The 25176-nt window shown below is 65.1% G+C and carries 22 protein-coding genes; 11 read left to right on the plus strand and 11 right to left on the minus strand.

Going from position 1 to position 25176, the window contains the following annotated elements:
- Positions 1 to 100 precede the first annotated feature (100 nt).
- Both HYG81_RS35735 and HYG81_RS35740 read left to right on the plus strand, forming a co-directional pair.
- Positions 101 to 775 carry an HD domain-containing protein gene (locus HYG81_RS35735; protein WP_180840912.1) on the plus strand — a complete coding sequence of 225 codons (675 nt, stop codon included), beginning with the start codon at positions 101 to 103 and terminating at the stop codon, positions 773 to 775.
- Positions 776 to 927: 152 nt separating this feature from the next.
- Positions 928 to 1428, plus strand: coding sequence for a DUF7332 family protein (locus tag HYG81_RS35740; protein WP_180840913.1), 501 nt, complete (start codon positions 928 to 930; stop codon positions 1426 to 1428).
- An 81-nt stretch (positions 1429 to 1509) separates the two neighbouring features.
- Here HYG81_RS35740 and HYG81_RS35745 read toward each other — a convergent pair whose 3' ends face one another.
- Entirely contained in the window at positions 1510 to 2190 is a 681-nt protein-coding gene (locus HYG81_RS35745) for a LysE family translocator (RefSeq protein ID WP_180840914.1), read from the minus strand.
- 212 nt (positions 2191 to 2402) lie between these two features.
- The gene (locus HYG81_RS35750; RefSeq protein ID WP_180840915.1) at positions 2403 to 4883 is read right to left on the minus strand and encodes a DNA topoisomerase I; all 2481 of its coding nucleotides are present in this window, start codon (positions 4881 to 4883) and stop codon (positions 2403 to 2405) included.
- Between the two features lie 195 nt (positions 4884 to 5078).
- On the opposite strand from HYG81_RS35750, the gene HYG81_RS35755 reads away from it, so the two are divergent.
- On the plus strand, positions 5079 to 5348 hold the full coding sequence (locus HYG81_RS35755; RefSeq protein WP_180840916.1) for a hypothetical protein: 270 nt from the start codon (positions 5079 to 5081) through the stop codon (positions 5346 to 5348).
- Between the two features lie 167 nt (positions 5349 to 5515).
- Positions 5516 to 6436 carry a sulfide-dependent adenosine diphosphate thiazole synthase gene (locus tag HYG81_RS35760; protein WP_180840917.1) on the plus strand — a complete coding sequence of 307 codons (921 nt, stop codon included), beginning with the start codon at positions 5516 to 5518 and terminating at the stop codon, positions 6434 to 6436.
- 25 nt (positions 6437 to 6461) lie between these two features.
- Here the strand turns inward: HYG81_RS35760 and HYG81_RS35765 are convergent, their stop codons facing one another.
- On the minus strand, positions 6462 to 8231 hold the full coding sequence (locus HYG81_RS35765; protein ID WP_180840918.1) for a histidine kinase N-terminal 7TM domain-containing protein: 1770 nt from the start codon (positions 8229 to 8231) through the stop codon (positions 6462 to 6464).
- Positions 8232 to 8400: 169 nt separating this feature from the next.
- Between HYG81_RS35765 and HYG81_RS35770 the strand changes: the two genes are divergently transcribed.
- From HYG81_RS35770 to ddfA (HYG81_RS35785), 4 genes are all read left to right on the plus strand, one after another.
- Positions 8401 to 9162: a DUF7001 family protein gene (locus HYG81_RS35770; RefSeq protein WP_180840919.1), complete on the plus strand. Its 762-nt coding sequence runs from the start codon at positions 8401 to 8403 to the stop codon at positions 9160 to 9162.
- Positions 9163 to 9491: 329 nt separating this feature from the next.
- Positions 9492 to 9902, plus strand: coding sequence for an acyl-CoA thioesterase (locus HYG81_RS35775; RefSeq protein WP_180840920.1), 411 nt, complete (start codon positions 9492 to 9494; stop codon positions 9900 to 9902).
- A gap of 73 nt (positions 9903 to 9975) precedes the next feature.
- Positions 9976 to 10458, plus strand: coding sequence for an Lrp/AsnC family transcriptional regulator (locus HYG81_RS35780; protein WP_180840921.1), 483 nt, complete (start codon positions 9976 to 9978; stop codon positions 10456 to 10458).
- Between the two features lie 127 nt (positions 10459 to 10585).
- Positions 10586 to 10849: a DdfA family disk-determining factor gene (gene ddfA / locus HYG81_RS35785; RefSeq protein ID WP_180840922.1), complete on the plus strand. Its 264-nt coding sequence runs from the start codon at positions 10586 to 10588 to the stop codon at positions 10847 to 10849.
- A gap of 36 nt (positions 10850 to 10885) precedes the next feature.
- On the opposite strand, the gene HYG81_RS35790 is transcribed toward ddfA (HYG81_RS35785), so the two are convergent.
- The 6 genes from HYG81_RS35790 to leuS form a co-directional block, all read right to left on the minus strand.
- Positions 10886 to 11578, minus strand: a complete 693-nt coding sequence (locus HYG81_RS35790; protein WP_180840923.1) for a class I SAM-dependent methyltransferase — start codon at positions 11576 to 11578, stop codon at positions 10886 to 10888.
- A gap of 7 nt (positions 11579 to 11585) precedes the next feature.
- The gene (locus tag HYG81_RS35795; RefSeq protein ID WP_180840924.1) at positions 11586 to 12485 is read right to left on the minus strand and encodes a thiamine-phosphate synthase family protein; all 900 of its coding nucleotides are present in this window, start codon (positions 12483 to 12485) and stop codon (positions 11586 to 11588) included.
- A gap of 98 nt (positions 12486 to 12583) precedes the next feature.
- The gene (locus tag HYG81_RS35800) at positions 12584 to 13189 is read right to left on the minus strand and encodes a DUF420 domain-containing protein (RefSeq protein ID WP_180840925.1); all 606 of its coding nucleotides are present in this window, start codon (positions 13187 to 13189) and stop codon (positions 12584 to 12586) included.
- A 106-nt stretch (positions 13190 to 13295) separates the two neighbouring features.
- Complete coding sequence (locus HYG81_RS35805; RefSeq protein ID WP_180840926.1) at positions 13296 to 14054, minus strand: J domain-containing protein; 759 nt, start codon at positions 14052 to 14054, stop codon at positions 13296 to 13298.
- A 90-nt stretch (positions 14055 to 14144) separates the two neighbouring features.
- Positions 14145 to 14438, minus strand: a complete 294-nt coding sequence (ddfA, locus tag HYG81_RS35810) for a DdfA family disk-determining factor (protein WP_180840927.1) — start codon at positions 14436 to 14438, stop codon at positions 14145 to 14147.
- 189 nt (positions 14439 to 14627) lie between these two features.
- Positions 14628 to 17381 carry a leucine--tRNA ligase gene (gene leuS / locus HYG81_RS35815; RefSeq protein ID WP_180840928.1) on the minus strand — a complete coding sequence of 918 codons (2754 nt, stop codon included), beginning with the start codon at positions 17379 to 17381 and terminating at the stop codon, positions 14628 to 14630.
- 234 nt (positions 17382 to 17615) lie between these two features.
- On the opposite strand from leuS, the gene HYG81_RS35820 reads away from it, so the two are divergent.
- Together HYG81_RS35820 and HYG81_RS35825 are read left to right on the plus strand one after the other, a co-directional pair.
- Complete coding sequence (locus tag HYG81_RS35820; protein WP_180840929.1) at positions 17616 to 18287, plus strand: hypothetical protein; 672 nt, start codon at positions 17616 to 17618, stop codon at positions 18285 to 18287.
- Positions 18288 to 18392: 105 nt separating this feature from the next.
- The gene (locus HYG81_RS35825) at positions 18393 to 19367 is read left to right on the plus strand and encodes an SDR family oxidoreductase (RefSeq protein WP_180840930.1); all 975 of its coding nucleotides are present in this window, start codon (positions 18393 to 18395) and stop codon (positions 19365 to 19367) included.
- Positions 19368 to 19420: 53 nt separating this feature from the next.
- On the opposite strand, the gene HYG81_RS35830 is transcribed toward HYG81_RS35825, so the two are convergent.
- Entirely contained in the window at positions 19421 to 19876 is a 456-nt protein-coding gene (locus HYG81_RS35830; protein WP_180840931.1) for an SPW repeat protein, read from the minus strand.
- Between the two features lie 383 nt (positions 19877 to 20259).
- Here HYG81_RS35830 and HYG81_RS35835 point away from each other — a divergent pair, with 383 nt between their 5' ends.
- Positions 20260 to 24339 carry an Eco57I restriction-modification methylase domain-containing protein gene (locus HYG81_RS35835; protein ID WP_226375977.1) on the plus strand — a complete coding sequence of 1360 codons (4080 nt, stop codon included), beginning with the start codon at positions 20260 to 20262 and terminating at the stop codon, positions 24337 to 24339.
- Positions 24340 to 24417: 78 nt separating this feature from the next.
- Here the strand turns inward: HYG81_RS35835 and HYG81_RS35840 are convergent, their stop codons facing one another.
- Positions 24418 to 25143 carry a YqjF family protein gene (locus HYG81_RS35840; RefSeq protein ID WP_180840932.1) on the minus strand — a complete coding sequence of 242 codons (726 nt, stop codon included), beginning with the start codon at positions 25141 to 25143 and terminating at the stop codon, positions 24418 to 24420.
- Positions 25144 to 25176 lie beyond the last annotated feature (33 nt).

Raw genomic sequence — 25176 nt, forward strand, 5'->3', positions numbered from 1 at the left:
GTCACGTTCTCCCGAAACCGTTCCGAACCAAAGGCTAAAGAGCGAAACGACCGAACATTCCGGTAATGACTATCATTCGTCTGCTGCGGAGGGATCTATCGTGGGCGTTGAAATAAAAGAAACGCGAGTGGCCGACGCCGAGTTCGAGGCGATGAAAGGCTTCGTCTTCGAGTATCTCGCCGCGAGCGTCGAGAAAGAAGAGGAAGGCGGTCGGATGCGCTGGTACCCCTGGCACTCCGCCGAATACCGGCACAACCACATCCTCAACGTCGTCGACCTCGCGGTCGAGATCGCCGAGAAGGAGGGCGCGGACACCGACGTCACCCGCGTCGCCGCCCTCTTTCACGACGTCGCCAAACTCGAGACCGATCAGGAACTCCACGCGGAGGCCGGCGCTCGCGTCGCCCGCGAGTACCTCGAGTCGCGCGGGGAGTACCCCGACTCGTTCATCCAGCAGGTGTGTCGCGCCATCGAACAGCACTCCCACCAGGGAGATCTGACCGACCTCGCACTGGAGACCCAGTGCCTCATCGAGGCCGACCTGCTCGATAAGGTCGGCGCGAACGGCACCGCCCTGATGTTGCTCCGGATGGGCTACGAGGCCCGCACTCACATGGAGTGCGACGAGATGATCGAGCGCGTGCTCGAACGCGGCTACGACGCCGCCTCGCGGGTCGAGAGCGACACCGCCGAGAGCATCGCCCACCAACGGCTCAAACGCGTCAAGTGGTTCAGCGAGTGGCTCGAGGACGAGATCGCCGCGCTGGGCGAGTAGCTCGTCGGCCGACTGCCGCCGGTCGTAACAGCGTATTGATTAGTGTGTGCTATAGGCCGGTTTCATCGGTCGGACTCGGTGATAACAGATATTTGATAAATTTGCCGAGTCGGCCAGTGCGTTCATACTGATGTGGTCTCCAGACGAGTATAATGGTATCCCCCCGTCGGACGAGTCTCATCGCGACCTGCGTGCTCTGCTGTCTCGTTCTCTTCGCAGCCGCTCCGATCACGACGGCTACCCAGGAGTCATCCGCGCGCGATCAGATTGCTGCCGATTCGAACGGACAGCCGGTCTCGACGTGTTTCACCGGTGGGGGACACACGTTTACCATCGGTTCTGAAGAGAGCACACACATCTGGGTACGGCTCCACGCGGCGATGCTGACCGACTCGGGCGGCTCCGTCGGGGCGGAACTCGTCGACTCGACCGGCGACAGCTCGATCATTGAAGTCATGGCGGGATTCAACTACGTTGGCGACGGGTTCCTCGATCTGCTGACGAGTCCCACCGACGCGTTCGACCTGGTCCACGGCTATGGATTCCAGATCCCGGTGCTCGACGTCGGACCCGAAACGGAGAACGGAGCGTCTTCCGACGCCGCTACCGCCCACTCGAGCGACGACAGTCCGTTCGAACTGCTCAGGTGTTGATCCGCGTCGGTTCGAACGACGGTCGATGGCAATGCAGGGCTGACTCAGCGCGGCCGTCGCCGCTATCGAACGCCGCGTGACTCAGACGATGCGGAGCGCCCCCATCACGAGAAATAGCAGTCCGAATCCGACGAGGACGACGGCGCTCAACACGGCGACCGCGGGTGCGAAGGCGTCGACGCGTCGTCCCGCCGCGACCAGCGCCGCCGGATAGGCGACGATCCAGCACGCGACGCCACCGAAGAAGCCGACCAGCAGCGCCGGAGAGCCGGTCTGGACGACCAACGTGCCCTCGAGCGCCTGCCCGACCGCCGGGGCGTGTGCGAGCACGTCCAGCGTCCCCGGCTCGAGCAGGCCGACGCCGACGGTGAGCCAGAAGCCGATCTGATAGGGGTTGGTCAGCGACAGGACGAAGGTCTTCCTGAACCCCGAGGCAGCGGCTCGACCCGCGTCGGTGAACGACGTGGCGGTTCTGGCCTCGTTGATCGCGCCGATCGCGAAGTACAGCATGAGACAGCCGCCGGCCAGATAGAGCGCGGGGCGGACGCCCGAAACGCGATCGATCACGGCGGCGATACCGGCCAGCGTGAGGGCGAAGAAGATCACGTCCGCGACCATCGCACCGAGGCCGGCCCGAAAGCCGGCCGCCCAGCCGCGGACGACGCTTTCCTCAGCGATGATCGCGTTCATCGGCCCCGGCGGGGCAGCGAGCGCGAGCCCGAAGCAGACGCCGGCCAGGACTGTGACGACGAGAGAAGCCACGAGTTTCAGTACCGAATGGGCGCGCTGCCGTGAAAAGGATAGTGACTTCGGCCGTACCGGCCCGCTGGACGCTGTCAGACGTGGACACCGTCGCCATCTCCGCGCAGGCCGTGATGGTCATAGAGTGTCCTTCAAGTGCGAGACGCTCTCCGAAGGCGTCCGGAAGGTCGAAAAGCGGGTCTGAATCGGTCGACGGGCGAAAAAGCCTAGTCCTACGCCTTTGCCTGCCAGCTCCGGACGCGGTCGGCGCTGACGCCCTCAACATCCGACGCGATTGCGTCGGGATCGGCGTCGGTCAGGTCCTCGAGGTCCTCGATCCCCGCGTCGGCCAGCTTCTCGACGGTCTTCGCGCCGACGCCGTCGAGCGCCTCGAGGTCCGAGCCCGTCTCGCTCTCGCGGGCCTGGAACTCCTGGTAGTTGCAGATGGGACAGCCCAGCTCCCAGGGCTCGTCGCCGCTGTGGACGACGATCTCGGGCAGCTCGTGTTCGTCGCAGTACTCGTCGGTGACCTCGATATCGCCGCGCCGGGGGAGGGGCAGCGAGTACTCGCAGTCGGGGTAGCGCGTACAGCCCACGAGTCGTGAACCGCTCTGGAGCGTTTTGACGGCGAGTTCGCCGCCGTGCTCGTCTCCACACTCGGGACACTCGCCCAGCACCGGCCCCTCGCCGGCGTCCTCGGCCTTACAGAGGGGGCAGCCGTGGACGAATGTCTGCCGGCCCGCGAGCATCTTGACCTCGTTCAGGCCGTGGTCCTCGCACTCCTCCTCGAGGATGAGCGGCTTGCCGGTCGAGGGCAGCGGTAGCGTGTTCTCGCAGTCGGGGTAGCCGTCGCAGCCGATGAAGTACGATCCGTGGCGACTCCGGCGCACGAGCAGGTCCTCGCCGCACTCGGGACACGGCCCTAGCCGCTTGTCGTCTTTCAGCGACTTGCGGAGGTGGTCGCCGATCTCGTCGCGCGAGTCGGCGAGGTTCTCGAAGATCTCCTCGAGCATCTCCCGGGACTCGTCGGTCACGTCGTCGAGCGTCGCCTCGCCGTTCGCGATGGCGTCCATGTCCTGCTCGAGCTGGGCGGTCATCTCCTCGCTGACGATCCGGTCGGCGTAGTTCTCGGCCGCGTCGACGACGGCCATCGCGAGTTTCGTCGGCCGCGGCGGATCGCTCTCGATGTAGCCCCGATCGTACAGCTTCTCGAGGGTGTTGTGACGCGTCGACTTCGTCCCGATCCCCATGTCCTCCATCGTCTCGATGAGCCGCGACTGGCCGTATCTGCGCGGCGGCTGGGTCTCCTTGCCCTCGAGTTCGACGTCCGTCAGCGCCAGTTCCTCACCTTCGTCGACGTCGGGAACGTGGTTCTCCGTCGTACTGAAGTACGGATAGACGTCGTGATAGCCGGGTTCGACGAGCCGCTTGCCGTTGGCCTTCAGCCGGCAGTCGTCGACCTCGGCGACGACCTTGAGGTGTTCCCAGACCGCCGCGTCGGCGACGGTCGCGTAGAACCGCCGGACGACGAGTTCGAAGACCTCCCACTCGTCGTCGCTCACGTCGCCGCGGGTCGGAATCTCGCCCGTCGGGTGAATCGGCGGGTGGTCGGTCGTCTCCTCGTCACCTTCCGTCGGATTGATCTCGTCGGCCTCGAGCAGTGACTCGGCCGAGTCGCCGAGCGTGGGATGGCTGGCGAACTCGTCCAGGAGCGCTTCGGGATCGAGGTCGTCCGGATAGACGGTGTTGTCGGTCCGCGGATAGGTGATGTAACCGGCCGTGTAGAGGTCCTCGGCAATCGACATCGCCCGTTTGGCCGAGTAGCCGATGGCGCTCGCCGCGCGGATGAACTGGGTCGTGTTGAACGGCTCGGGCGGCGCGTCGGTGCGGGTCCGCCGGTTGACGTCGACGACGGTCGCCGCGTCGCGGCTCGAGAGCGTGTCGTAGACCGCGTCCGCAGTCGACTCGTCCCAGACGCGTTCGGCCTCGTTGCCGTCCTCGTCGCGGTAGAAGTACTGCGCTTCGAACGTCGTCTCATCTTTCGTCAGATCCGCGAAGATTTCCCAGTAGTCCTCCGGATCGAACGCCTCGATCTCGCGCTCGCGGTCGACGATCAGCTTCAGCGTCGGCGACTGCACCCGGCCGACGGAGATGAAGTCGTTGCCCAGCTGGCCCGCGGACAGCGAGAGGTAGCGGGTGAGTGCGGCCCCCCAGACGAGGTCGATGATCTGGCGGGCCTCGCCGGCGGCCGCGAGATCGAAGTCGAGCTCGTCGGGTTCGTCGAACGCGCTCTGGACCTCGTTTTCCGTAATCGAGGAGAACCGTACTCGGCGGATCGGCACGTCATCGTCGACGTTGCGGACGATGTCGTAGGCCTCCTTCCCGATCAGTTCCCCCTCGCGGTCGTAGTCCGTCGCGATCGTCACGCGGTTTGCGCGACGGGACAGCAATCGCAGCGTCGCGACGATGTTCTCCTTCGTCGCGGTCTTCTCGACGTTCGCGTCGATCAGTTCGACCGGCTCGACATCCCGCCAATCGGAGTACTCCGAAGGGAAGTCCACGCCGACGACGTGGCCCGATAGCCCCACGCAGCGCTTGCCGCCCCACTCGTAGATGTTGACGCCGTTCTCGCGACTCGAGTCGTAGGTCCCGCCGCTCAGGATGTCGGCGATCCGGCGGGCTGCGTTGTCCTTCTCCGTGATTATCAGTTCCACCGCGGCTCACCTCCCGGTCCTCGAGCGTCCGGTCGTCGCGGACGAGTATCGTTCATCGTCGCTCGATACGAGTGAAGATCTGATAACGTTTTCGCCAAAATCGACCGACAGCGCGGGTGTGCGCGCTGCGCGGGCTCGCGTGGGTGCGGTCGCGCGTGCGAAGGACCGTGCGGAGCCGGCAACCGAATCCCGCTCGTGGCCGTCCTCGCCTTCTCCTGGACCGTGACGATCCCCGGAACCGGCGTGACGATTACCGCACTGGGATGGGGCGTCGACGGAATCTGGTGGGCGTTCGCCGTCGGCATGATCGCGGCCTTCGTCGTGGCCGTCATTTGGTTCCGGCTCGGAACCTGGACCGAGGGCGTCATCGACGACGGCGCTACCGAGACCGATAGCGAGGGCGGCGTTCCTCGAGACGAATCGGCAACCGGCGGCGAGAGCGAGCCGGATTTCGTCGACGATTGAGCGCTCGAGTCAGCCGATTCGCATTGGGGCTCGAGTTACCAATCGATAACCGAAGTTGCGCTTCTCTTCTTCGATCTCTCTCCCCGGAGAGAAGCACACGAACGTTGATTTATCACGGATAGCGACTACGACAGACTTATCACTACTCTGTGTTACTACCCAGTTGTATGAGCGAATTCGAGCAATTCAGTCAGGTCGGCGAAGCCGACGTTACCCGCGCCATCGGACAGGAGTGGACCGAGGAGTTCATGGACTTCTCGGACTCGGACGTCATCATCATCGGCGGCGGACCATCGGGGCTCACGGCCGCAAAGGAGCTCTCCGAGCGGGGCGTGAAGGTAATGGTCGTCGAGAAGAACAACTACCTCGGCGGCGGCTTCTGGCTCGGCGGGTTCCTGATGAACAAGGTGACCGTGCGCCATCCGGCCCAGAAGGTTCTCGACGAACTCGAGGTGGACTACAAGGAGTCCCAGGACAGCGAGGGGCTCTACGTCGCGAACGGCCCCGAGGCCTGTTCGGGTCTCATCAAGGCCGCCTGCGACGCGGGCGCGAAGATGCAGAACATGACCGAGTTCACCGACATCGTCATCCGCGAGGACCACCGCGTCGGCGGCATCGTCATGAACTGGACGCCCGTCCACGCGCTGCCCCGCGAGATCACCTGCGTCGATCCGATCGCGGTCGAAGCCGATCTGGTGATCGACGCCACCGGCCACGACGCGATGGCCGTCAAGAAACTCGACGAGCGCGGCGTCCTCGACGCGCCGGGCCTTGAGGAGGAGGCCAGCGGCATGGACAGCACCGGCGACGACACCTACGGCGCGCCCGGTCACGACTCGCCCGGTCACGACTCGATGTGGGTCGGCAAGTCCGAGGACGCCGTCGTCGAACACACCGGACTCGTCCACGAGGGCCTGATCGCCACCGGGATGGCGACCGCGACGACCTACGGCCTCCCGCGGATGGGACCGACCTTCGGTGCCATGCTCGTCTCCGGCAAGCGCGCCGCACAGGTCGCGCTGGACGAACTCGAGGTCGACGCCGATCCCGTGGAACTGACTTCGCGCGCCGCACCGGCCGACGACTGAGCGGGACGATCACGCATCGACGTCGTCAATCGTTTTCCACCCATCGTCTCTCAGCCGTTCGAAACAGCGGCTGATCCCTCGCGGGGGACGCGTTCGTCGGACGGGACGAACTCCACCTGCGTAAATCGAAGCGGGCACCGCCGGCCTCGCCCTCGCCGATCGATAGCGACCAGCCGTGAGCGTCGGCGATCGAGGAGACGATTGCCAGCCCCAGTCCCGTCCCGCCGTCCCCCGAGTAGCCGTACTCGAACACGCGCTCGCGTTCCGCCTCGGGAATGCCCGGGCCGTCGTCGGCGACGTAAAAGCCGGGCTCGAGCGGGCCGACCCAGACCGTCTCACCGCCGTGATCGGCCGCGTTGCGAAACAGGTTCTCGAACATCGTCTTCAACCGCGACGGATCGGCGCGGACGAGGTCGTCACCGACCTCGTTCTCGAGCGCGGCGTCGCCGGTGTCGCTGGTTGCCCACGCGTCCGCGACGACGTCGCGAAGGGACACCACTTCGGGGTCGTCGATCGACTCGCCCTCCCGCGAGAGCATCAGGAGATTCCCGATGGTGTCTTCGATCCGTTCGAGCGCGACCAGTACGTCCGTTACGTGCTCAACGTCACCGGTCGCCTGCGCCTGCTGGGCGTAGCCGAGCGCGACCGAAACCGGGTTCCGCAGATCGTGGGAGAGGACGCTGGCGAACTGCTCTAACTGGTCCGTCTTTCGTTCGAGTTCGGTCGCGTACGTCTCGAGTTCGGAGATATCTCGCATGATCAGCGCGTAGCCTCGCGGCTCACCGCCGCTCGAGATCGCGGAGGCGCTGATGCGGAGCGTACGCGTTTCTCCCTCGATGGAGACGCGAACCGTCCCGGCGAACGGGGAGTCGAGCGTCCCTTCGATCCGCTCGACGATCGCCTCGGCACCACCGCCGTCGGCGGTCGGCTCGTCTTCTGGCACCACCAGCGCCGGATAGACGTCCTCGAGCGTGCAGCCAACGTGTTCGTCGAGATCCGGAAAGAGCTCAGCGGCCTGGTCGTTGAAGTCGACGATCGTTCGTCTGGCGTCGACGACCATGATCGCGTCCTCGAGCGACTTGAAGATCGCGTCTCGAGCCAGTGGTGCTACTGCGAACATTCGGGTTCGGAACAGTCCGAGGGCGACGACGATGCCATAGACGCCTCCGCCGAACAGCCCGTAGGGGAAGCCAGGTGCGGGGACGAAGCTGGCGTAAGTGAGCGCAGACGAAACGAAGATCACCAGCATGCCGACCACCACCGCGGCCGCCTGCCAGCGGGTGCTGCGCTCCGTGAAGAGAAACATCTGGAGGAAGAGGCCGAACCCGAAGATCGTATAGAGGTTTATGATGGTCGCCGACCACGTACTGGCGGCGGTAAGCTCGGGCACCACGTAGTGAAACGGCTCCATCACGGGAACGAACCCGCTGACCATGAGCCCGTCAGGGTTGGCGAGCCACAGGGCACCGGGCACGATCGGACTGGCGAGTAACAGCGCCCATACCGGTTTCGTCAACCAGTACTCCCGGCCCGTGTAGTAGACGGCCAACAGGAGCCAGATAACGGGATTCACGAGACCGATGAAGTACCACAGCTGGTACCAGAACGCCTGGGTCGCGGGAGTCGACGAGAGCAACTGGAACGTCGCGAACGTCGCCTGAAGCGCGTGCGCCGACAGGAGGGCGATCATCACCGTTCCGGCCCGGTCGTGGGTCTGCTTGCGGACCCACCACGCGGCGGTAATCGAGATGAGCGCTGTCAACACCAATCCCGCGAGGTGCGCGAGATACAGCATTACACGTGAAACTCGGTTGAATGGGGTTACAGCTTTCGGCTATCTGTAGGTCTACTGACTCACTTCCGGACCGTGTACGCGTTATCGACCCAATTAGTCACAGTCGGCCGTTCGTGGACTGCACCGACCGACCGCAACTGTTTCATCGAGTGGTAACACTCGTTCATATATGGTCGAGCGAGTCATCTGCTACCGAGCGCCGTCGACGGTCGCTGCCGTCGACGAGATCGCTGACTGGCTGCGAGCGCGGATCGACGCCGACGTCACTGTCCGGGACCGCTTTCTCGACGTTCACCGAACGGACGACCTCGCGGAGCGGTTCGCCGAGGTACGGGTCCCATCACCGTACGAACGCGACACGGGCAACACGATGCTCGGCACGATCCGCTACGAGGAACGCGCGCTCGAGCACCCCGAACGAGAGGGCGGGGTCCTCTACGACGGCGTCCGAATCCAGCGCGCGCTCAACGCCGCCCTCCCCGCCGAGGAACGGGGCCTCGAGACGCTCCACCTGGCGATTCTCGACCGGGCGATCGGGACCTGGGGCGAGCACGACGGCCGCTGGCACAAGCGCGTGAACGTCCTCGGACAGCCGGCGCTGCTTTCGGTTCCCGGGCTCTACGAAGCACCCGCGAAACCCGAGGCGTACTACAAGGAACAGCAACGTCACGCACTACTCTCCGGCGATACGCCGCCGCGAGAGGTCCTCGAGAACCAGGTCGACGGCGAGTTTCTGGTCGAAGACGACCCGCGGACCACCGACGCGCTGAAAGGGTACGCGCTGCAGGCGTACCACTTCCTCGAGACCGGCGAGCCGTTCTGCGATCGGGAGGTGTGCCGGCTGTTCAACGCTCACTATCACGAGGACCTGATCGACGCCCAGTTGCGCGAGCCCGAATTCTGCGGTGAGCACGCGCGACTATACGAGTGAGGAATGCGCAGATCGGTATGTAAAGAGGAAGAACGTATTATTCGAGACTGATCAACCGTCATGCGGTGGCGCGCGCTGTCGGCCGACCGAACGAGAGTGAGGTCGGCCGCCGATGCCGTGCGAGGGATGAGTGAGGGAGCGTAGCGACCGAACGAATCGGTTGGGGAGGACGTGGCGATTCCCTATTGCCACGATAGCAGGCCACTTCCTCTTATCTGACATTCACAAAACACACCATTCAATAAACAGCGCTAGTGATCATCCTCGAGCAACAGACCTGTATTGGAACCGGTGCGTACTTTTGTCTCAGCCCACTTCGACAACGTACAATGAGTGAAGAGTTCACCGTCGAGGTTCCCGTTCGCTACCGCGATCTCGATCCGATGAACCACGTCAACCACGCCGTCTACGCGAGCTACCTCGAGGCCGCCCGAACCGACTACCTCGAGGAAGTGGCCACCCTCGAGTCCGAAGACCTCTCCTTCGTCATCGCGAACCTCGAGATTTCCTACGAGCGGCCGATCACGACGGATGACGACCCCACGGTCGCGCTCTCGGTCACTCACCTCGGTGACTCGAGTTGCACCATGCGCTACGAGATCCGCGCCGACGGCAACACGGCAGCGACCGCCGAAACGACGCTCGTTCACGTCGACCCCGAGACGAAGCGACCGAGCCCGATTCCCGACGTGATGGCCCGACGGATTCGAGAGCACGAGGGACTCGAGGCGACGGCGTAGTCAGCAAGAGGTGCGTGTAATTTGAAAATTGTCTTATAAAAGGATATGATCGGGACGGCGGTGAAGGAGTCGTGTGAAACTCGATGAGACAGACCGCAAAATTCTGTACCTCTTGGAGAAAGAGACGGGGACGGGTCTCACTCATGATGATATCGCCGACCGAATCGATGTCTCCTCGAGTACGGTCACCAATCGTATCCAGCGACTCAAAGCGGACGAGATTTTAGAGGGGTTCCAGCCACAGCTCAACTACGAGAAGGCAGGGATTCCATTTCACATCCTGTTCGTTTGTACAGTTCCAATCGAACGGCGCAAAGCCCTCGCGGAAGAAGCGATCGATGTCGATGGCGTCGTCGAAACGAGGGAGTTGCTGACCGGAACGAGAAACCTCCACGTAGAAGTCGTGAGCCAGGATATCGATACGATCGAAGAATGCTCCGAAGAACTCGAGTCGCTCGGGATCGACATAGAGCAGTCCGATATTCTCCGTCGAGAAAACTCGCAGCCGTTCAATCACTTGGCCGAGGAAATGGTCGGTGAATCGAAGGAGGAGTAACTACGCCCAAGTACAGCTGACTGTCGTGGAACAGCTTGGGTAGCAGCCACTGTATCGGATTTCTTCTGGAGTTTGGCAAAGAGACTGTCCCTTCGGCTTATACGGCTGACGGCGCTACGATAGCTGTATGATTGCGACACCTCCACAACGCTCTTCGGAAGCGGTCTCCCTCGAGATAGTAACCAAAGTAGCCGAGAGAAACGGCGTCGAGCCGGAAGAACTCACCCCGCCACTCCATTCAGCGATCGACACGGAGGCGCTGAACAATCTCTTCGAACCGACAAAGAACGGGCCGAGAGAGGGAGCGGTCACCTTCGAGTACAACGGATACACGGTGAAAGTGGTGGCGAACGGTAGCGTTGACGTCGAAATAGCGGATCTCTCTCAGTGAACGCCGGCTCTCGTTCCCTGACCGCCTGAACTGGTCTCACTCGAGTCGCCCGCCCGTCAGTCGGACGACACCGAAGATGTGGGTCTCGTCCGCGACGGCAACCGCGCGCTCGTGGAGTCGAGCGTGTGCGGCGTCGATCTTTTCGTCGAGTCGGAGATGGGGGTCGGTTTCGTACCGAAGCTGCGCCGTCGGCGGCGTCGAGAGAACGACGATCGCCCGGAAAACGGCGTTAACCGGCGGCGCGTACCACTCTCGGCTCCGGGCGGCGTTGGCGAGCACGACGGTGCCGTCGGAGCCGACGAGGTCACACCAGTCGTCGACCGCACCCGCCGGATCCTCGAGCATCCCCACGACGAACGTTGCGAGCACGGCGTCGATTCCGCTGTCCGTCCCGGGCACGTCCCCGCGATCGACGGGCGGCTGCGTCGCATCCCCCTGCAGGACGTGGACGTTATCGTACTCCGCGGTGACCGCATGCGCTCGCTCGAGGACGGGGCGGGTGAAGTCGATCCCGATCACGGTCCCCTCGGGACCGACCTGCTCGCGGAGGAACGGGAGGTTCGCACCCGTCCCACAGCCCATCTCGACGACGGTATCGCCGGGCTCGAGCCGACAGGCGGCCGCCGCTCGCTCTCTGAGACGCGCGATCCCGGGCGTTCGGCGCGCGATCAGGTCGTAGAGACGCGCCCAGCGGCCGTAGAACTCCTGTGCGGATTCGGATCCCGTCATCATCTGCTCAAACGAGCGATCGAATCGTGTCGGCGACCGACTCCGCGTCGGAACCGAGCACGTAGATCAGCGGCTCGATGCCCATGCCGCCGGTCTGGTACAGCACCGTCGCGTCGGGTTCGTCTTCGATCGCCGCGCCGACGCTCGAGGCGACGTCGCCCGATTCGTCGAACTCGGCGGCCATGCAGCCCTGTGCGACTAGCTCGTCGAGCAGTTCCGGATCGTAGGTGATGTTGATCCCGGCCGAGACGTCCGCGCCGTGGCGGCGCGCGGCCAGCAGCACGCGTGCGACGTGCTCGGAGACGCCGAACTCGGGGTCCGCGGGGACGGTCGCCCGCCCTTTCACGTCGAAGATTCGGCCCGGAACGCCAGCCACGTCGTCGACATCCTCGGCGTCGGGCGTGCACTCGACGAGGTTCGAGCCGACCGCGGGGATCAACGCGGTGAAGCCGCCCGCCGTCTCGAGGATGCGCAGCCCGCGCCGGACCGACGAGAGGATCCGCTCGCTGGTCCGGAGGTCGCTTTCGGGATCGTGCACCCGGAACCCCGAGCCGTGGTCGGCCAGTTCCGGGACGGCATCTTCGTGAAGCTGGGCGAGGAGGTCCCCGCCGGTCTCGAGTTCGCGGATCAACACCTCGAGTTCGATCAGCGCCTGCACCGGGGAGATTTCACCGGACGACAGCCCCGTTCCGAGTTCTTCGACCAGGTCCCGGACCCGCTGGTCGGCGGCGATGCGATCGTTGACGGTCACGTCACCGTGGGCGTACTTCGAGACGGCGCTCTGGCTGATTCCGAGCACGTCGGCCACTTCGCTCTGCGTGAGTCCCCGGTCGCGGAGGTCGCCGGCGAGCAGCGACCGAACGGTCGGGAGGAACTCGTCCACGACGATTTCTTCGACGAATTGCATTCGTTGCCCGTGACTAGGACGGGCGACGGGATAACTTGTGGGTCACGACGACGGAACCGTCTCCGGACGGGACAGGAGGCGAACCCGCAGTGCTCGGTCTAAAAGCCGATCGGCACGAGCATCGCCGCGAACTCGTAGTCGTAGACGTGGTTGAGCAGGACGTAAGTAACGACGCCCAGAAAGAGGCTCAGGATCCACGCGCCGGCGGCGATCCGGCCGATCCTGGCGTGGGGCGTCCGCCGGAGTTCGGCGGGCGTGTGGGTCAGCCCGAGGATCAGCGCGTAGAGGACGACCGGCACCGAGACGATCGAGAGGATGATGTGGATCGCCAACATGACGAGATAGGCGTAGTAGACGCCCTGATGACCGACGAACTCCTTCGTTCCGCCGCCGCCGACCTTGAGCAGGTAGACGACCAGGAACACCAGGATTAACGCGAATCCGCTTATCATCGCTAGCCGGTGTTTCTCGACATCGCCGGCGCGAATCCAGTACCAGCCCAGCACCAGCACCACCGTCGCGGTCGTGTTGATGACCGCGATCGCGTGGGACATGACGTTGACCTGCGCGTTCGTCAGATCGGGGTAGATCGGGATGTCCAACAGGAACGTCCCGAGTACCAGCGCGTAGCCGACGATCGTCAGGAGGACCGTGACGCCCATCGGGCGCTCGCGAAGCCGCCGTCTCGCATCAGCGGTTGCCATTACCGGACGTTCGAAGCACCGCCGTATCACGTTTGCTGTTCCAGTATCACGTTTGCTGTTCCAGCACGGCCCGCGTACGTCCCGCGCACGAGTCGGCGCTCGAGGCTCAGTCTCGAGCGAACGGGAACCGGTTCAACCGTTCGCGGACGAGGGGCTTTAGTTCGAAGAGATAGCGTTCCGTGTCCGCGATGGCTTTGGAGTCCTCGTCGGGGACGTGCTGGGTGTACATCACCTGATCGAGGGAGACGTCGTCGGGAATCTCCTGGGCGATGACGACCCCGTCTACCGCGCGGCCCGGCTCGAGTTCGACGTCGGTACCCGTCCAGCGCTCGGGAAGGTCGGTCGCGTGCGGGGCGACGATACTCGAGCCCTCGTAGAGGAAGCCGTCGTCACCGAAGAAGCTCGTGTTCGCTTTCCCCTGCCAGGGAAGCGGCCGCGAACTCGTGTTGTGGGCGCGGAAGAAGGCCACGGTCCGCGTGGTCGCGACGGTAATTGGACCGTCGACCAGCGAGCCGAGATCGACGTCGTGGACCAGTCCGGCGAGGGTGAGCGTGAGGTACTCGCCGCTGACGGTCAGTTCGTGATCGCGGTCGCCGCCTCCGTCGCGGTCGGCCGGATCGTAGGTCGGACTGTGTTGCCGGGCGGACCGTGCATCGCCCTGCGTGATCGCGCCGCCGTCCGCTTCGCTGTTGCCCGGCGCTCGCTCTCCGAGGATCGCCTCGTAGGCGTCCTTGATCCGCAAGAATTGCTCTCGAGAACCACCCTGATCCGGGTGATGGACCTTCAGCAGGCTTCGGTAGGCCCGACGAACCGCCCGGTCGTCGGCGTCCGGCGAAAGCCCGAGGATCTCGTAGTGGCTCTCCATCGGTGCAGACTCGATGCTTCGTCGAAAAGAGTCTTTCCGTGTTCACCGTCGACTCCATCCGTTGGAAACTATCGGCTCGTCCTACCGCCATCAGTCCGCGGGTTCGGTCGGTTCCTCGAGCGTTACTGATCCATCCCGGTCGACAGTAACGTGGTAGTCACAGAAGCGAAACGAGACGGTTCCGTGCGGTCTGTTCATGCCGTTCGGTCGGTCCGCAAAGAGCGCGTCGAGCGCCGCCGGATCGACGATCGCGTGAAGCGACTCGTACTGCGGCGGAGCCAGTTCCGCCGGCTGAACGCCCTCGGCCTCGGCGACCGTTTCGATCACTGCCTGACTCGGCGGTACCACTGACGGCGTACCGACGCTATCGCCACCCTCCACCATCGTATTCGCACCTTCCGAAGCCGGTGGAATAAAACTGTCCTTCTCGGATGAGTCGTGTCCCCAGACGACAATTCCGTTCGCACCCCCACGAATGTCGGTCCCTCGTGTGGAATCGAATCCGCTCGCGCGAGATCGAACCTCGTCGTACGAGACTTGATACCGCCGCCCGAGACCGGACGCAAAAGCGACCTACTCGATATGGATCGCGGGTTTGCCCGGCCGCGCTTTGTCCGCCAGGTCGTCGCCGGCGGCCGCCCGACGAACGGTGACGGTCGCACCGAACTCGTCGGTGACGAGCCAGCTCGCGCGGTCGAGAATCTCGAGTTCCCGATCCGCGGTCAACTGTCGTTCCGACTCCTGACCCCCTTCGCGACCGACCAGTCGACCGACGAACGAGCCGACGGTCTCGCGGTCGGCCCCGACGCCGTCGGCCGCGAGGATTCGGTCGACGATCGCGTCCGTGTCCGGGACCGCGTCGGGGTCGTCGGTCGCCGCCTCGTCGACCAGTTCGGCGGCCCGGTACTTCCACTCGCGAGCGCAGACCAGTTCGATCCGTTCGGGTTCGTCGATCGCGGCGACGTCGACGATGTCCCGGACATCCTCGAGCGTCCGCTCGACGAGTCCCCGCTCGAGTCGGTAGGCGGACGTGTCGCTGGCGGGGTCGGGCCAGTCGGCCTCGACGACCAGTCCGTCGCCCCGGAGCTTGTTCCAGCACTCCTCGCCGAGGTGCGGCGCCATCGGCGCGATCACCGCGGCCAGCGTCAGCAGGCCGCGCCGGTAGACCTCGTCGTGTGGCCGATCGTACTCGCGGTAGCGCCGGAGGAGACGCGCCAGTTCCCGAATTTCGGTGGCGGCGCGGTGGAACCGGAACCGCTCGTACTCCTCGGTGACAGCGGCGATCGTCCGGTCGATCTCTCGGTCGACGTACTCGTCGTGGTCCCGGCGTTCGAGGCGGGTGTCGCTCTCCTCGACGAACTCGGTCGCCATCCGGTAGAGCGTCTGCTGGAGGTCGTAGGCACCCCGGACGTTGTTGGCGGTCCACTCGAAGTCCTGCTCGGGGTGGGCCGCCGAGAGCACGAACAGCCGGGTCGTCTCCGCGCCGTACTCCTCGGGGGTGACGACGTTCCCCTTCGAACTGGACATCTTCTCGCCGTCGTAGAGCACCGTCCCCTGGCTCTTGAGTTCTCGAATGGGCTCCCGTTCCTCGAGCAGGCCGAGATCGGCGAGCGCTCGCGTGAAGAACCGAGTGTAGAGCAGGTGGAGGATCGCGTGCTCGTCGCCGCCGACGTAGACGTCGACGGGCATCCAGTCGGCCGCGAGGTCGGTGTCGAAGGGGGCGTCCGCGAGGTCCGGCGAGAGGAATCGCAGGAAGTACCACGAGGAGTCGACGAAGGTGTCCATCGTGTCCGTTTCGCGGCGCGCGGGGCCGCCGCAGTCGGGACACGTCGTCTCGTTCCACTCCTCGGCCGCGTCCAACGGATTCCCCGTGGTCCGGACGAACTCCGGGAGTTCGACGGGGAGGTCGTCGTCGGCGACGAGGACGTGCCCGCAGTCGTCGCAGTGGACGACCGGGATCGGCGTCCCCCAGTAGCGCTGCCGGGAGATCAGCCAGTCTCGCAGCCGGTAGGTGACGTCTTCCGCGAACGCGTCGTGATCAGTCACGAGCCGCTCGCGCGCCGTTTCGCTCTCGAGGCCGTCGTACTCGCCGCTCCCCTCGAGCGTCCCCTCGCCGGTGTAAGCTTCGCTTTCGACCTCGCTCTCGTCCGACCCGTCGTCGGGAGCGACTACGCGCTCGATCGGCAGGTCGTGCTCGAGTGCGAACGAGTGATCGCGCCCGTTGTGTCCGGGAACGCCCATCACGGCACCGGTTCCGACGTCCTCAAGGACGTAGCCAGCGACGTAGACCGGGAGTTCTTCCCCGGTGAGGGGGTGTACCGCGGTCGCATCCGTTTCGACCCCCGAAAAGCCGACTTCGTCGGGGTCCTGCTCGCGGACGGTCTCGACGTACTCATCGACAGCGTCGTCCGAGTCGGCCAGTTCCCGCGCTAGTTCGTGGCCGGGCGAGACGGCGAGGTAGGTCGCGCCGTAGACCGTCTCCGAGCGGGTGCTGAACACGTCGACGGTTCGGTCCCTGTCGCCATCGCCGTCGCTCCCATCCCCGCTGTAGTCGGACACTTCGAACGTGATCCGCGCCCCTTCCTGCCGGCCGATCCAGTTGCGCTGGATCTCGCGGACGCCGTCGGGCCATCCCTCGAGGTCCTCGAGCCCCTCGTGGAGTTCCTCGGCGTAGTCGGTGATCGTGAAGAACCACTGGTCGAGTTCGCGCCGCCCAACGGGGGTCTCGCAGCGCCAGCAAACGCGGGTCCCGTCGCTGCTCGCGGCTTCGCCGCTCCCCTGATCCGAGGACTCACTCTGTTCGTCCTCGCGCTCGGCCACCTGCGCGTCGGCCAGCACCGTCTCGCAGTCGGGACACCAGTTGACCGTCGCCGCCTCGTACTCGACGAGACCCGCCTCGTAGAGCCGCTTGAACAGCCACTGGTTCCACTGGTAGTAGTCGGGTTCGCAGGTAGTGATCTCGCGCGACCAGTCGTAGCCAAAGCCCATCGTCTCGAGCTCCTCGCGCATGCGCCGGATACACGCCTGCGTCCAGGACTCGGGATCGGTCTTTCGCTCGAACGCGGCGTTCTCGGCGGGGAGGCCGAACGCGTCCCAGCCCATCGGGTGGAGCACGTCGTCGCCTCGCATCCGGCGGTAGCGCGAGTGGGCGTCCGTGATCGCGTAGTTGCGGATGTGACCCATGTGGAGCGTCCCCGACGTGTACGGAAACATGCCGAGGACGTAGGTCGGATCGTCGGCGTCGGAATCGAGCGCGTAGACGTCGTCGCGCTCCCAGACGTACTGCCAGAACTCCTGTACCTGCGCGTGATCGTAATGGCTCGTCATTATCGGAGAGATCCGTTGGCTTTCACTCGGTCGGCCGGCTATATCATTGTTCGGCCGCAGACGGCGGCCTCGTCGGGCATCGCGGCCACCGTCGGACCCGCCCGAGTGGTCCTCGGCCGACGCCGAGTCCGCTCGAGCAGAGCAGTGTCGTCCGTTCGGCCGGCAGGAATCCGGTGCCTGTAGAGCTGTGGGTTGGAATTAACAAAGCAGGTGGGTCCGGTATCGATCGGTTGAATGTCAGGAAGCCGTGACGACTCCCCATCGGCCGTGGCGTTGCTCGCCACCATCGCAGTCGTCCTGCTCGTGTTCGGGGTGATCGCGATGCTTTTCGCCCCGGGCATGACGGCGGGCGACACGACCCCCTCGTCGCTCGAGTCCGACGACGTGTCGATCACCCAGTCCAACGAGACGACAGAGGAACGTACAAACGAGAGCGAATCCGAGACGACTACTGAAACGTCTACCGAGACAACAACCGAGTCGACCACTGAAACGTCCACTGAGACGACTACCGAAACGTCTACCGAGACGACTACCGGGAACCAACCCGACGATACCGGTGACGACAGTCCGGCTGATGAGCCTGAAGACGATTCGTCGCCGACCGAGGACGATGTCCCAGGCGATTCCGATCTGCCGAGCGACGAGGAGTCGGCCGCCGACGACTCGTCCAACGACGAACCCGATCTGTTCGAGCGGATATTCGGGGACGACGAATCGAACGACGAGGGCGACGAACCGGATGGCGAAGCGGATGAATCGGAGGACGAAGCCACTGATGAAGGCGACCCCGGACCGCCTGAGAACGCCGGCCCGCCTGACGATGCGGGTCCATCGGATGACACCGACGATGGACCGTTCGAGGGCGATGGGCCGTTCGACGACGGCGGACCGTTCGATGACTGAACTGTACGTCTATCCGCTCTTTCCCACTGGATTCGTCGCAACCCGTGACACTCCGCGTACTCGACTACCGGGACTTCCTTTACCGGTGTCGTGGTAGGCCGCGGCATGCCCTCGACCGCCCTCGTGACCGGCTGTTCCACCGGCATCGGCTACGAAACGGCCCGCGCGCTACTGGCCGACGGCTGGCGCGTCTACGCGACTGCTCGAGACCGCGACCGGGACGGCCTCGAGAATCTGGCTAACCGCGGTGCCGAAATCGAAGCGATGGACCTGACCGATCCCGAAGCGATCGAGCGCGTCGTTGATCGCATCCGCGACGAGGACGGCGGCGTCGACTGCCTCGTCAACAACGCGGGCTACGGTCAGTTCGGGCCGGTCGAAGACGTGCCGACGGGCCTGCTCGAGCGCCAGTTCGCGGTCCACTGTTTCGGCCCGCATCGATTGATACGAGCGGTCCTGCCGGGAATGCGCGAGCGGGGCCGCGGCCGGATCATCAACGTCACTAGCGCCGCGGATCGCCTCGCGCTGGCCGGAATCGGCGGCTACACTGCCTCGAAGTGGGCGCTTGCGAGTCTCAGCGACGCGCTTCGGCAGGAACTGGTCGGCTCGGACGTCGAAGTCGTCGTCGTCCAGCCCGGTATCGTCGCGACGCCGTTCTACGACAGCGCGCTGCGCGCGGTCAACGACGCGGCTGCGACGGCACGGTCACCGTCGCAGCCCGACGCCGACGCGGAGACAGCCGCGGCCGCACACCGGAACGTGAACGTCGTCAGACCGACGCAGTACACCGATCTCTACCGCGTCCTCCAGCGACTCCGCGCCGTCGAGGGCGGTGGTCCCCTGATCAACGAGCCCGACCGGGTCGCCGCGACGATTCTGGAGGCCGCGACCGTCCCGAACCCCGATACGCACTACCGCGTCGGCCCCGTCCCGCTCCTCGGATCGCTGTACGGCACGCTCGTTCCCGCCGCAGTTCGGGATCGGCTCACGCGCTTCGGGGTTCGACTGGCCGCGACCGAGCCCGTCCTGGACCTGCTCGAGCGACGCACGCCCGACGCCGATGCGGAGCGATATCCGTGACCGAACTGCCGACCAGAAGACGGAACTCAGCGGGTAGCACGCACTGGCAGCGATCACGTCCCAGTCGCCGCCTGTCGCGAGAGCTCCCGACCGCCGGCGTACGCGATGTACGCCGACAGCGCCGCGGCGACGAGTCCGGAGACGACGTTGTTCCAGAGTAGCCCGGCGTCCGCTATCTCGAGGCCGCTCAGCGCGAACTGCCCGCCGATCGCCCACTGGGAGACGGCGAGCCACAGCGCCAGCAGGGCGGCGAGCGACATCACGCCGATGCTGGTGGAGTGGCCGTTGGTGATCCGGTAGTAGTTGTATCCAGCGAGCAGGAAGATCGTGCCACCGATCAACAGATTGTTCCACAGCATGGACTCGGCCGTCTCGTAGACCAACGGCGAGACGGCCAGCCACAGCCCGATCAGGGAGACGAACCCGCTCAGCCACTTCTGGCCGGCCGGTTCACCCTGTCCGCGAGCGTGCGATTCGCCGGTCGGGTCGTCTGTCGCGGACTCGCTCATAGCGTCCTTCACTGGTCTCGAGAGCGCTGAAAAAGCGCGCCGACTGTTCCAGTCCGTTCGGGAAAATCTGCAGGGAGACCGCTCGTCTCGAACTTCAGTAAGGGACTACGATCACGCTCCAAATCGCTGTTACGGGAAACCAATCAGTGACTGGCGACGAGCGAAGCTATCGGGCAAAACGCAGCTGTCGGGGAAGACGTACCTATCGAGTGAGGTGCAGCCGCTGGGTGAGACGTATACACCGAGTAAGGCTGTATTACTCTCTGATCTGGCGAGAAGTAAGGAGTTGTGAGTGGCCAGTGTAGCGTGACGAACCGACGGTGAGAAACCCGGTATCGGGGGAACAGCTATATGTCACGACTCGGATCACGCAAAGGAAAGCGGTGTCCCGGAACCGAGTCGGCGCTCCCACCGACTACTCTCGTCGGGAGGAGTGCTCCTACCGGACCAGCCACGACGTGTTCTCCAGCGCATACCTCGAGGATCGCCTCCCCGAAACGGACGCGTGGGAGGGGACCGACGAGGACGAACTCCGAGCGGCGTTCGATGAGATCAGTGCCTGCTGGGAGCGAGCGGGGGAAACAACCGCGAGTGAAAGCCGCTCCCGACTCGAGGAAACGTTCGTCCGACCCGTGTTTCGGACGCTTGGGATCCCGTTCGTGCGACGCGAGCGGACCGATCGAACGCAACATCGTCCGGACTACGTCTTTTTCGAGTCCGACGACGTTTGCGACGCGTTCGACTGCACCGAAGCCGACGGAGACGGTGACAGCGACGGTAACGGAGACGGAGACGAAGACGAAGATGCCGTCGCGATCGCCGACATCAGGCGCTGGGAGCGCGCGCTCGAGTCCCGCAGCAGCGGTGAGCACGAGCGCGACGCCGGGACCCCGTGCTACCGGATCCACGCTGCCCTGCAGGAGACGGCGGCCGAGTGGGCGGTGCTCACGAACGGGCGGCAGTGGCGGCTCTACACCGCACGGACGGGCTATCAACTGGACGCGTACTACGAGATCGATCTGCCGGCCGTACTCGAGACAGGGGATCTCGAGGCGTTCAAATACTTCTACCTGTTTTTCCGACACGACGCCTTTCTCGAAGACGCCGAAGGGAGCTGCGTTCTCGACAAGGTGTACGACCAGTCCGCCGAGTTCGCACAGGAAATGAGAGCGACACTCGAGGAGAACGCCGCCGACGCGCTCGAGATCCTCGCGCGCGGATTCCGCCGGTATCCCGAGAACGACCTCGGGGAGGACCACGCCGAAGCCGACTCCGACGACGCTCTCAGCGAGGCGGATTTCGACCTGCTGTACGACGCCTCCCTCGTCGTTCTCGTTCGGCTCGTCGTCGCGTTCGCCGCGGAGAGTCGAGGTCGTCGGCGCACCGAACCGATCGACGAACATGGAGACGAGGCCAGCGACACCGAGCCGACTGAGCCGGAGCGCCTCCATTCGATCGCACGGGCCGTCACAGCCGAACTCGACTGCTCGGGGTCGGCTTACAGCGATCGGTCGGACGACCTCTGGTCGCGACTCGAGGATCTCGTTTTGCTGACTGGCCGTGAAAATCGATCCGGCGAGCGTACCGGCGCAGTCCCCTCCGTTCCCCTCTCCGGCGAGTGGCCGTCCCCGACTGGCCCTATGGGGGACGACAGCCGCGTCGCACGGTTCCTCGAGAAACATCGCGTCGGTGACGCGTCGCTTGCGACGGTTATCGACCTGCTGGCTCGACAGCCGGCTGACAGCGACGGGAGCACGTTCGTCGACTACTCGTCGCTCGACGGTCGCCGCCTCGGCGACATCTACGAGGGACTGCTCGAGTATCGGCTCGCGATCGCCGACGAACCACTAACGCTCGCGGACGGCGAGTACGTTCCCGCAGCCGACGGCGACACCGTCGCGGTCGCGGCCGGCGAGGTGTATCTGACCGCGGACGGCAGCCAGCGGAAGGCGACGGGGTCGTACTACACCCCGGAGCACGTCGTCGAGCACATCGTCGAAGAGACGATCGGGCCGCTCCTCGAGGAGATTCGGACGGACCTCACCGACGCCGATACAGACTGCGAGAACGGGTTCGCCGAGCGCGTGTTCGAGCTCTCGATCCTCGACCCCGCGATGGGGACCGGTCACTTCCTGACGAGCGCGCTCGAGTACCTGACGCGGGAGATCGTCGCCGCCGAAGACGCGCGGGCGGCGCGAGCGGGCCTCGAGTCGGTCCCGCCGGACCGCGGCGTCGACGAGGTACGGCGGCAGGTCGCCCAGCGCTGTCTCTACGGCGTCGACCGGGATCCGCTCGCGGTCGAGATAGCGACCGCATCGCTGCAACTCCGAACGCTGGCCGCCGATCGGTCGCCGGCAGATCTCGAGCACCACCTGCAGACCGGCAACGCGCTCGTCGGGAGCGGCCTCGAGGCGCTCGCGGACTGTGCGTCGAAGGGGGATGGAGACAGCGGGGACAGTGTTGATAGTGGAGATGGCGGCAGCGACGCAACACTTCTCGACAGGGGTATCGCTCGAGGCGGGACGCTCGATGGCGGAGGGTGTCAGACGCAGCGGGAAGGGGACAGGCGGAGCGAACGGAGACGGCGACTCGCGGCGATGGCGAACGTTCACACCGCCCGTGAGTTCGGCCTCGAAGGAGTCCCCGACGACGCGCTCGAGCGGCTCGCCGCCGCGCTCGAGGCCGACGACGACTGGACGGATCTCGCGCGAACAGAGTGGTTCACTGCGGCGCAACAGCGCGCTACCGACGAGGGCTTCTTCCACTGGGATCTCGCGTTTCCGGAGCTCTACCGCGACGAGGACGGCGACCGGCTGGATGCCCCCGGATTCGATGCGGTGCTCGGCAACCCGCCCTGGGTCGCGACCGCCGGTCGCGGGACCATCAGCGCGACTATCGATACAGCCCTTCGCTCCTATCTCGAGGACGCCTTCAGCGCGACCGAGAACCAGTTCGATCTCTACGTCGCGTTCTACGAACAGGCGATCCGACAGTCCCGGGACGGACGGGTCGGCATCGTCGTCCCCGATTCGATCCTCGCTCGCGAGGGGAACGAGCCGATCCGGGAGTACGTCTTGGCGAACACATCGCTCTCGGAGATCGTCCGGGTCGGCACCGCGTTCGACGGCGTCGAGAGCGGCGCGGTGATCCTCGTCAGTGGCGGCGACGGAACCGTTGTCCGCTGTGCCGATGCGACCGCGGACGCGGACCTCGCATCGCTCTCCGCCGACTCGGCTCGCGTGAATTCGATCCCCGCAAGCGTGTTCGAAGCAGCGGATGCGAGCCGATTTCTCATCTATCTCGATCGCGAGACGCGTTCGATCTGCTCGACCGTCGCGGCCCATCCGCCGCTGGGCGATGGCGTCTCGATCTCCCGCGGCGAGGAGATCAGCAAACGAGCCGACGTCCTTCGGGAGCGCTCGGGGCCGACGACGCGGCCGATCGCCCCCGGGAGCGCGGTGTGTCGATACGGGATCGATGCCGACGAGCGCCGCTTCGTCGAGTCGGTCGACCTCGAGAAAGCACCCTCCAATTACGAGAGCCCGAAGCTGATCGTCCGGCAGACGAGCGACTCGCTCGTCGGCACCTACGACGCCGACGATCTGGCCACGATCAAATCGGCCTACAACGTACACAGCGACGCCGAGTCACCGGCCGAGTTGAAACACTTCTTGGGCGCGTTGCACTCGTCGGCGCTCGCGTTCTACCACCACTATACGCACGCCGCGTACCGCGCTGTCTTCCCCCAGATCAACCAGTCGACGCTCGAGGGGCTTCCCGTCCCGATGGCCGACGGGCCCGACCGGGAACTCGTCGCAGCCGTCGAGAAACGGCTCGCGCTTACCGCCGAACGATCGGCGATCGATCTGTGCGTCCCCGCGTATTTCGGCTGCGATCCGAACGGGCCGTCTATCGGTGATCTCAGTGCCATTCAACGGGCGGACGGCGTCGCGGCGACGAAACTCGCGTCGACGACCGAGGAGTGGCCGAACCTGCGAATCGGCTCCGTCGATGTCGACTCAAGCGGTACTGTCGTCCACCTCTCGGCGACCGTTCGGTACAAACCCGATCCCGCCGCGGCCGTCGAGACCGATCGGTGGGGCTACGCGGAAACCGACCCGATCCCGGCCCTCGAACTCGTCGAGCCCGACGACGACCGCCGAGCGCTGGTCGACGCCTTCGTCCCCGCCGCTATCGAGGAGGGAGACGGCTTCGCCGGCTTCAGGCGGACCGCCGCGAAAACGATCTCACTACTGGACCGTCTCGAGGCGCTGACGCTGCCTCGTCTGAACGAGGTCGAAGACGAACTCCGACGGTTCCTCGAGACCCGTGATCGAGCCCGGGAGCTCGAGGAACTGATCGCCGCGACCGACCGGCGGATCGACGACCGCGCGTGTTCGCTCTACGGACTGACCAAAGCGGAGCGTGAAACCGTACGTCGCGAATTCGGCGGCGAGTGGTAGAGAGTGTCCGCGACAGCACAGCAGTGTTCGGATGATCAGTGGCGATTCTCGAGCAGTCAGTAGCGGATCCTCGAGTGATCAGTGCCGGTCCTCAAGACGCTCACTCCGCGACGCGACGACATCGAGGCCCGGACTGTAGAAGTACACCGGATCGGTCTCCGGGTGCGCGAAGCCGTCCGCGGCCAGCACGGTGTTCGACTCGATTTCGGCGGTGGCCGGATACAGCGTCCAGGGGTCGTGCTCGACGTCCGTGTAGCGAACCGTTCCGTCGGGGGCCTCCGTGTAAAATCGGTAGCGCTCGACGAGGAACGACCCCAGCGGGTCGTCGGGAGCCGGAAACGGCTCGCCGGTCGGCTGGTAGGTCGCCTCGTACTCGGCGGGCCGATCGCCGGGATGGTATCGTCGGCTGCTGAATCGAACCTGGCCGTCGGCCTCCGCCCCTTCCGGGGCCGCCTCGACGTCGAGCGAGATTCGGGCGTAGTAGTACGGCAGGTGATGGAACAGGCGCGCACCGACGACGCTCGCGAGTCCCTGTGCGTCGAGGCTGAAGAAGTAGACGCTGGGCACCCCGTCGCGGATGACGTACGTCCTGATGTTGAGTTCTGGTAATCGGATCCCGGCCCGTTCGGGGAGCCCCTTCGGCCGGACGGCGACGTTGGTGAACGGGATCACCGACAGCCACGCGGCGCCGTCGTGTTCGTCGACCTCGAGCGCGTCGGGGAGGTGCGCGTCCATCATCGCCAGATCGACCGGCCAGTTCTCGAACAGCAGGTGTCGCCAGCCCATCTCGAGCGGAATAACCATCGTTATCCCTTCGGCATCGACGCAAAAAACAGC

The organism is Natrinema zhouii (assembly GCF_013456555.2).
GTDB lineage: Archaea > Halobacteriota > Halobacteria > Halobacteriales > Natrialbaceae > Natrinema > Natrinema zhouii.

What these genes read in the sequence shown, in the direction of transcription:
- HYG81_RS35740 (WP_180840913.1), top strand. Translation starts at nt 928, where the DNA reads ATGGTATCCCCCCGTCGGACGAGTCTCATCGCGACCTGCGTGCTCTGC.
- HYG81_RS35760 (WP_180840917.1), top strand. Translation starts at nt 5,516, where the DNA reads ATGAGCGAATTCGAGCAATTCAGTCAGGTCGGCGAAGCCGACGTTACC.
- HYG81_RS35765 (WP_180840918.1), bottom strand. Translation starts at nt 8,231, where the DNA reads ATGCTGTATCTCGCGCACCTCGCGGGATTGGTGTTGACAGCGCTCATC.
- HYG81_RS35770 (WP_180840919.1), top strand. Translation starts at nt 8,401, where the DNA reads ATGGTCGAGCGAGTCATCTGCTACCGAGCGCCGTCGACGGTCGCTGCC.
- HYG81_RS35775 (WP_180840920.1), top strand. Translation starts at nt 9,492, where the DNA reads ATGAGTGAAGAGTTCACCGTCGAGGTTCCCGTTCGCTACCGCGATCTC.
- ddfA (WP_180840922.1), top strand. Translation starts at nt 10,586, where the DNA reads ATGATTGCGACACCTCCACAACGCTCTTCGGAAGCGGTCTCCCTCGAG.
- HYG81_RS35790 (WP_180840923.1), bottom strand. Translation starts at nt 11,578, where the DNA reads ATGACGGGATCCGAATCCGCACAGGAGTTCTACGGCCGCTGGGCGCGT.
- HYG81_RS35795 (WP_180840924.1), bottom strand. Translation starts at nt 12,485, where the DNA reads ATGCAATTCGTCGAAGAAATCGTCGTGGACGAGTTCCTCCCGACCGTT.
- HYG81_RS35800 (WP_180840925.1), bottom strand. Translation starts at nt 13,189, where the DNA reads ATGGCAACCGCTGATGCGAGACGGCGGCTTCGCGAGCGCCCGATGGGC.
- HYG81_RS35805 (WP_180840926.1), bottom strand. Translation starts at nt 14,054, where the DNA reads ATGGAGAGCCACTACGAGATCCTCGGGCTTTCGCCGGACGCCGACGAC.
- ddfA (WP_180840927.1), bottom strand. Translation starts at nt 14,438, where the DNA reads ATGGTGGAGGGTGGCGATAGCGTCGGTACGCCGTCAGTGGTACCGCCG.
- leuS (WP_180840928.1), bottom strand. Translation starts at nt 17,381, where the DNA reads ATGACGAGCCATTACGATCACGCGCAGGTACAGGAGTTCTGGCAGTAC.
- HYG81_RS35820 (WP_180840929.1), top strand. Translation starts at nt 17,616, where the DNA reads ATGTCAGGAAGCCGTGACGACTCCCCATCGGCCGTGGCGTTGCTCGCC.
- HYG81_RS35825 (WP_180840930.1), top strand. Translation starts at nt 18,393, where the DNA reads ATGCCCTCGACCGCCCTCGTGACCGGCTGTTCCACCGGCATCGGCTAC.
- HYG81_RS35830 (WP_180840931.1), bottom strand. Translation starts at nt 19,876, where the DNA reads ATGAGCGAGTCCGCGACAGACGACCCGACCGGCGAATCGCACGCTCGC.
- HYG81_RS35840 (WP_180840932.1), bottom strand. Translation starts at nt 25,143, where the DNA reads ATGGTTATTCCGCTCGAGATGGGCTGGCGACACCTGCTGTTCGAGAAC.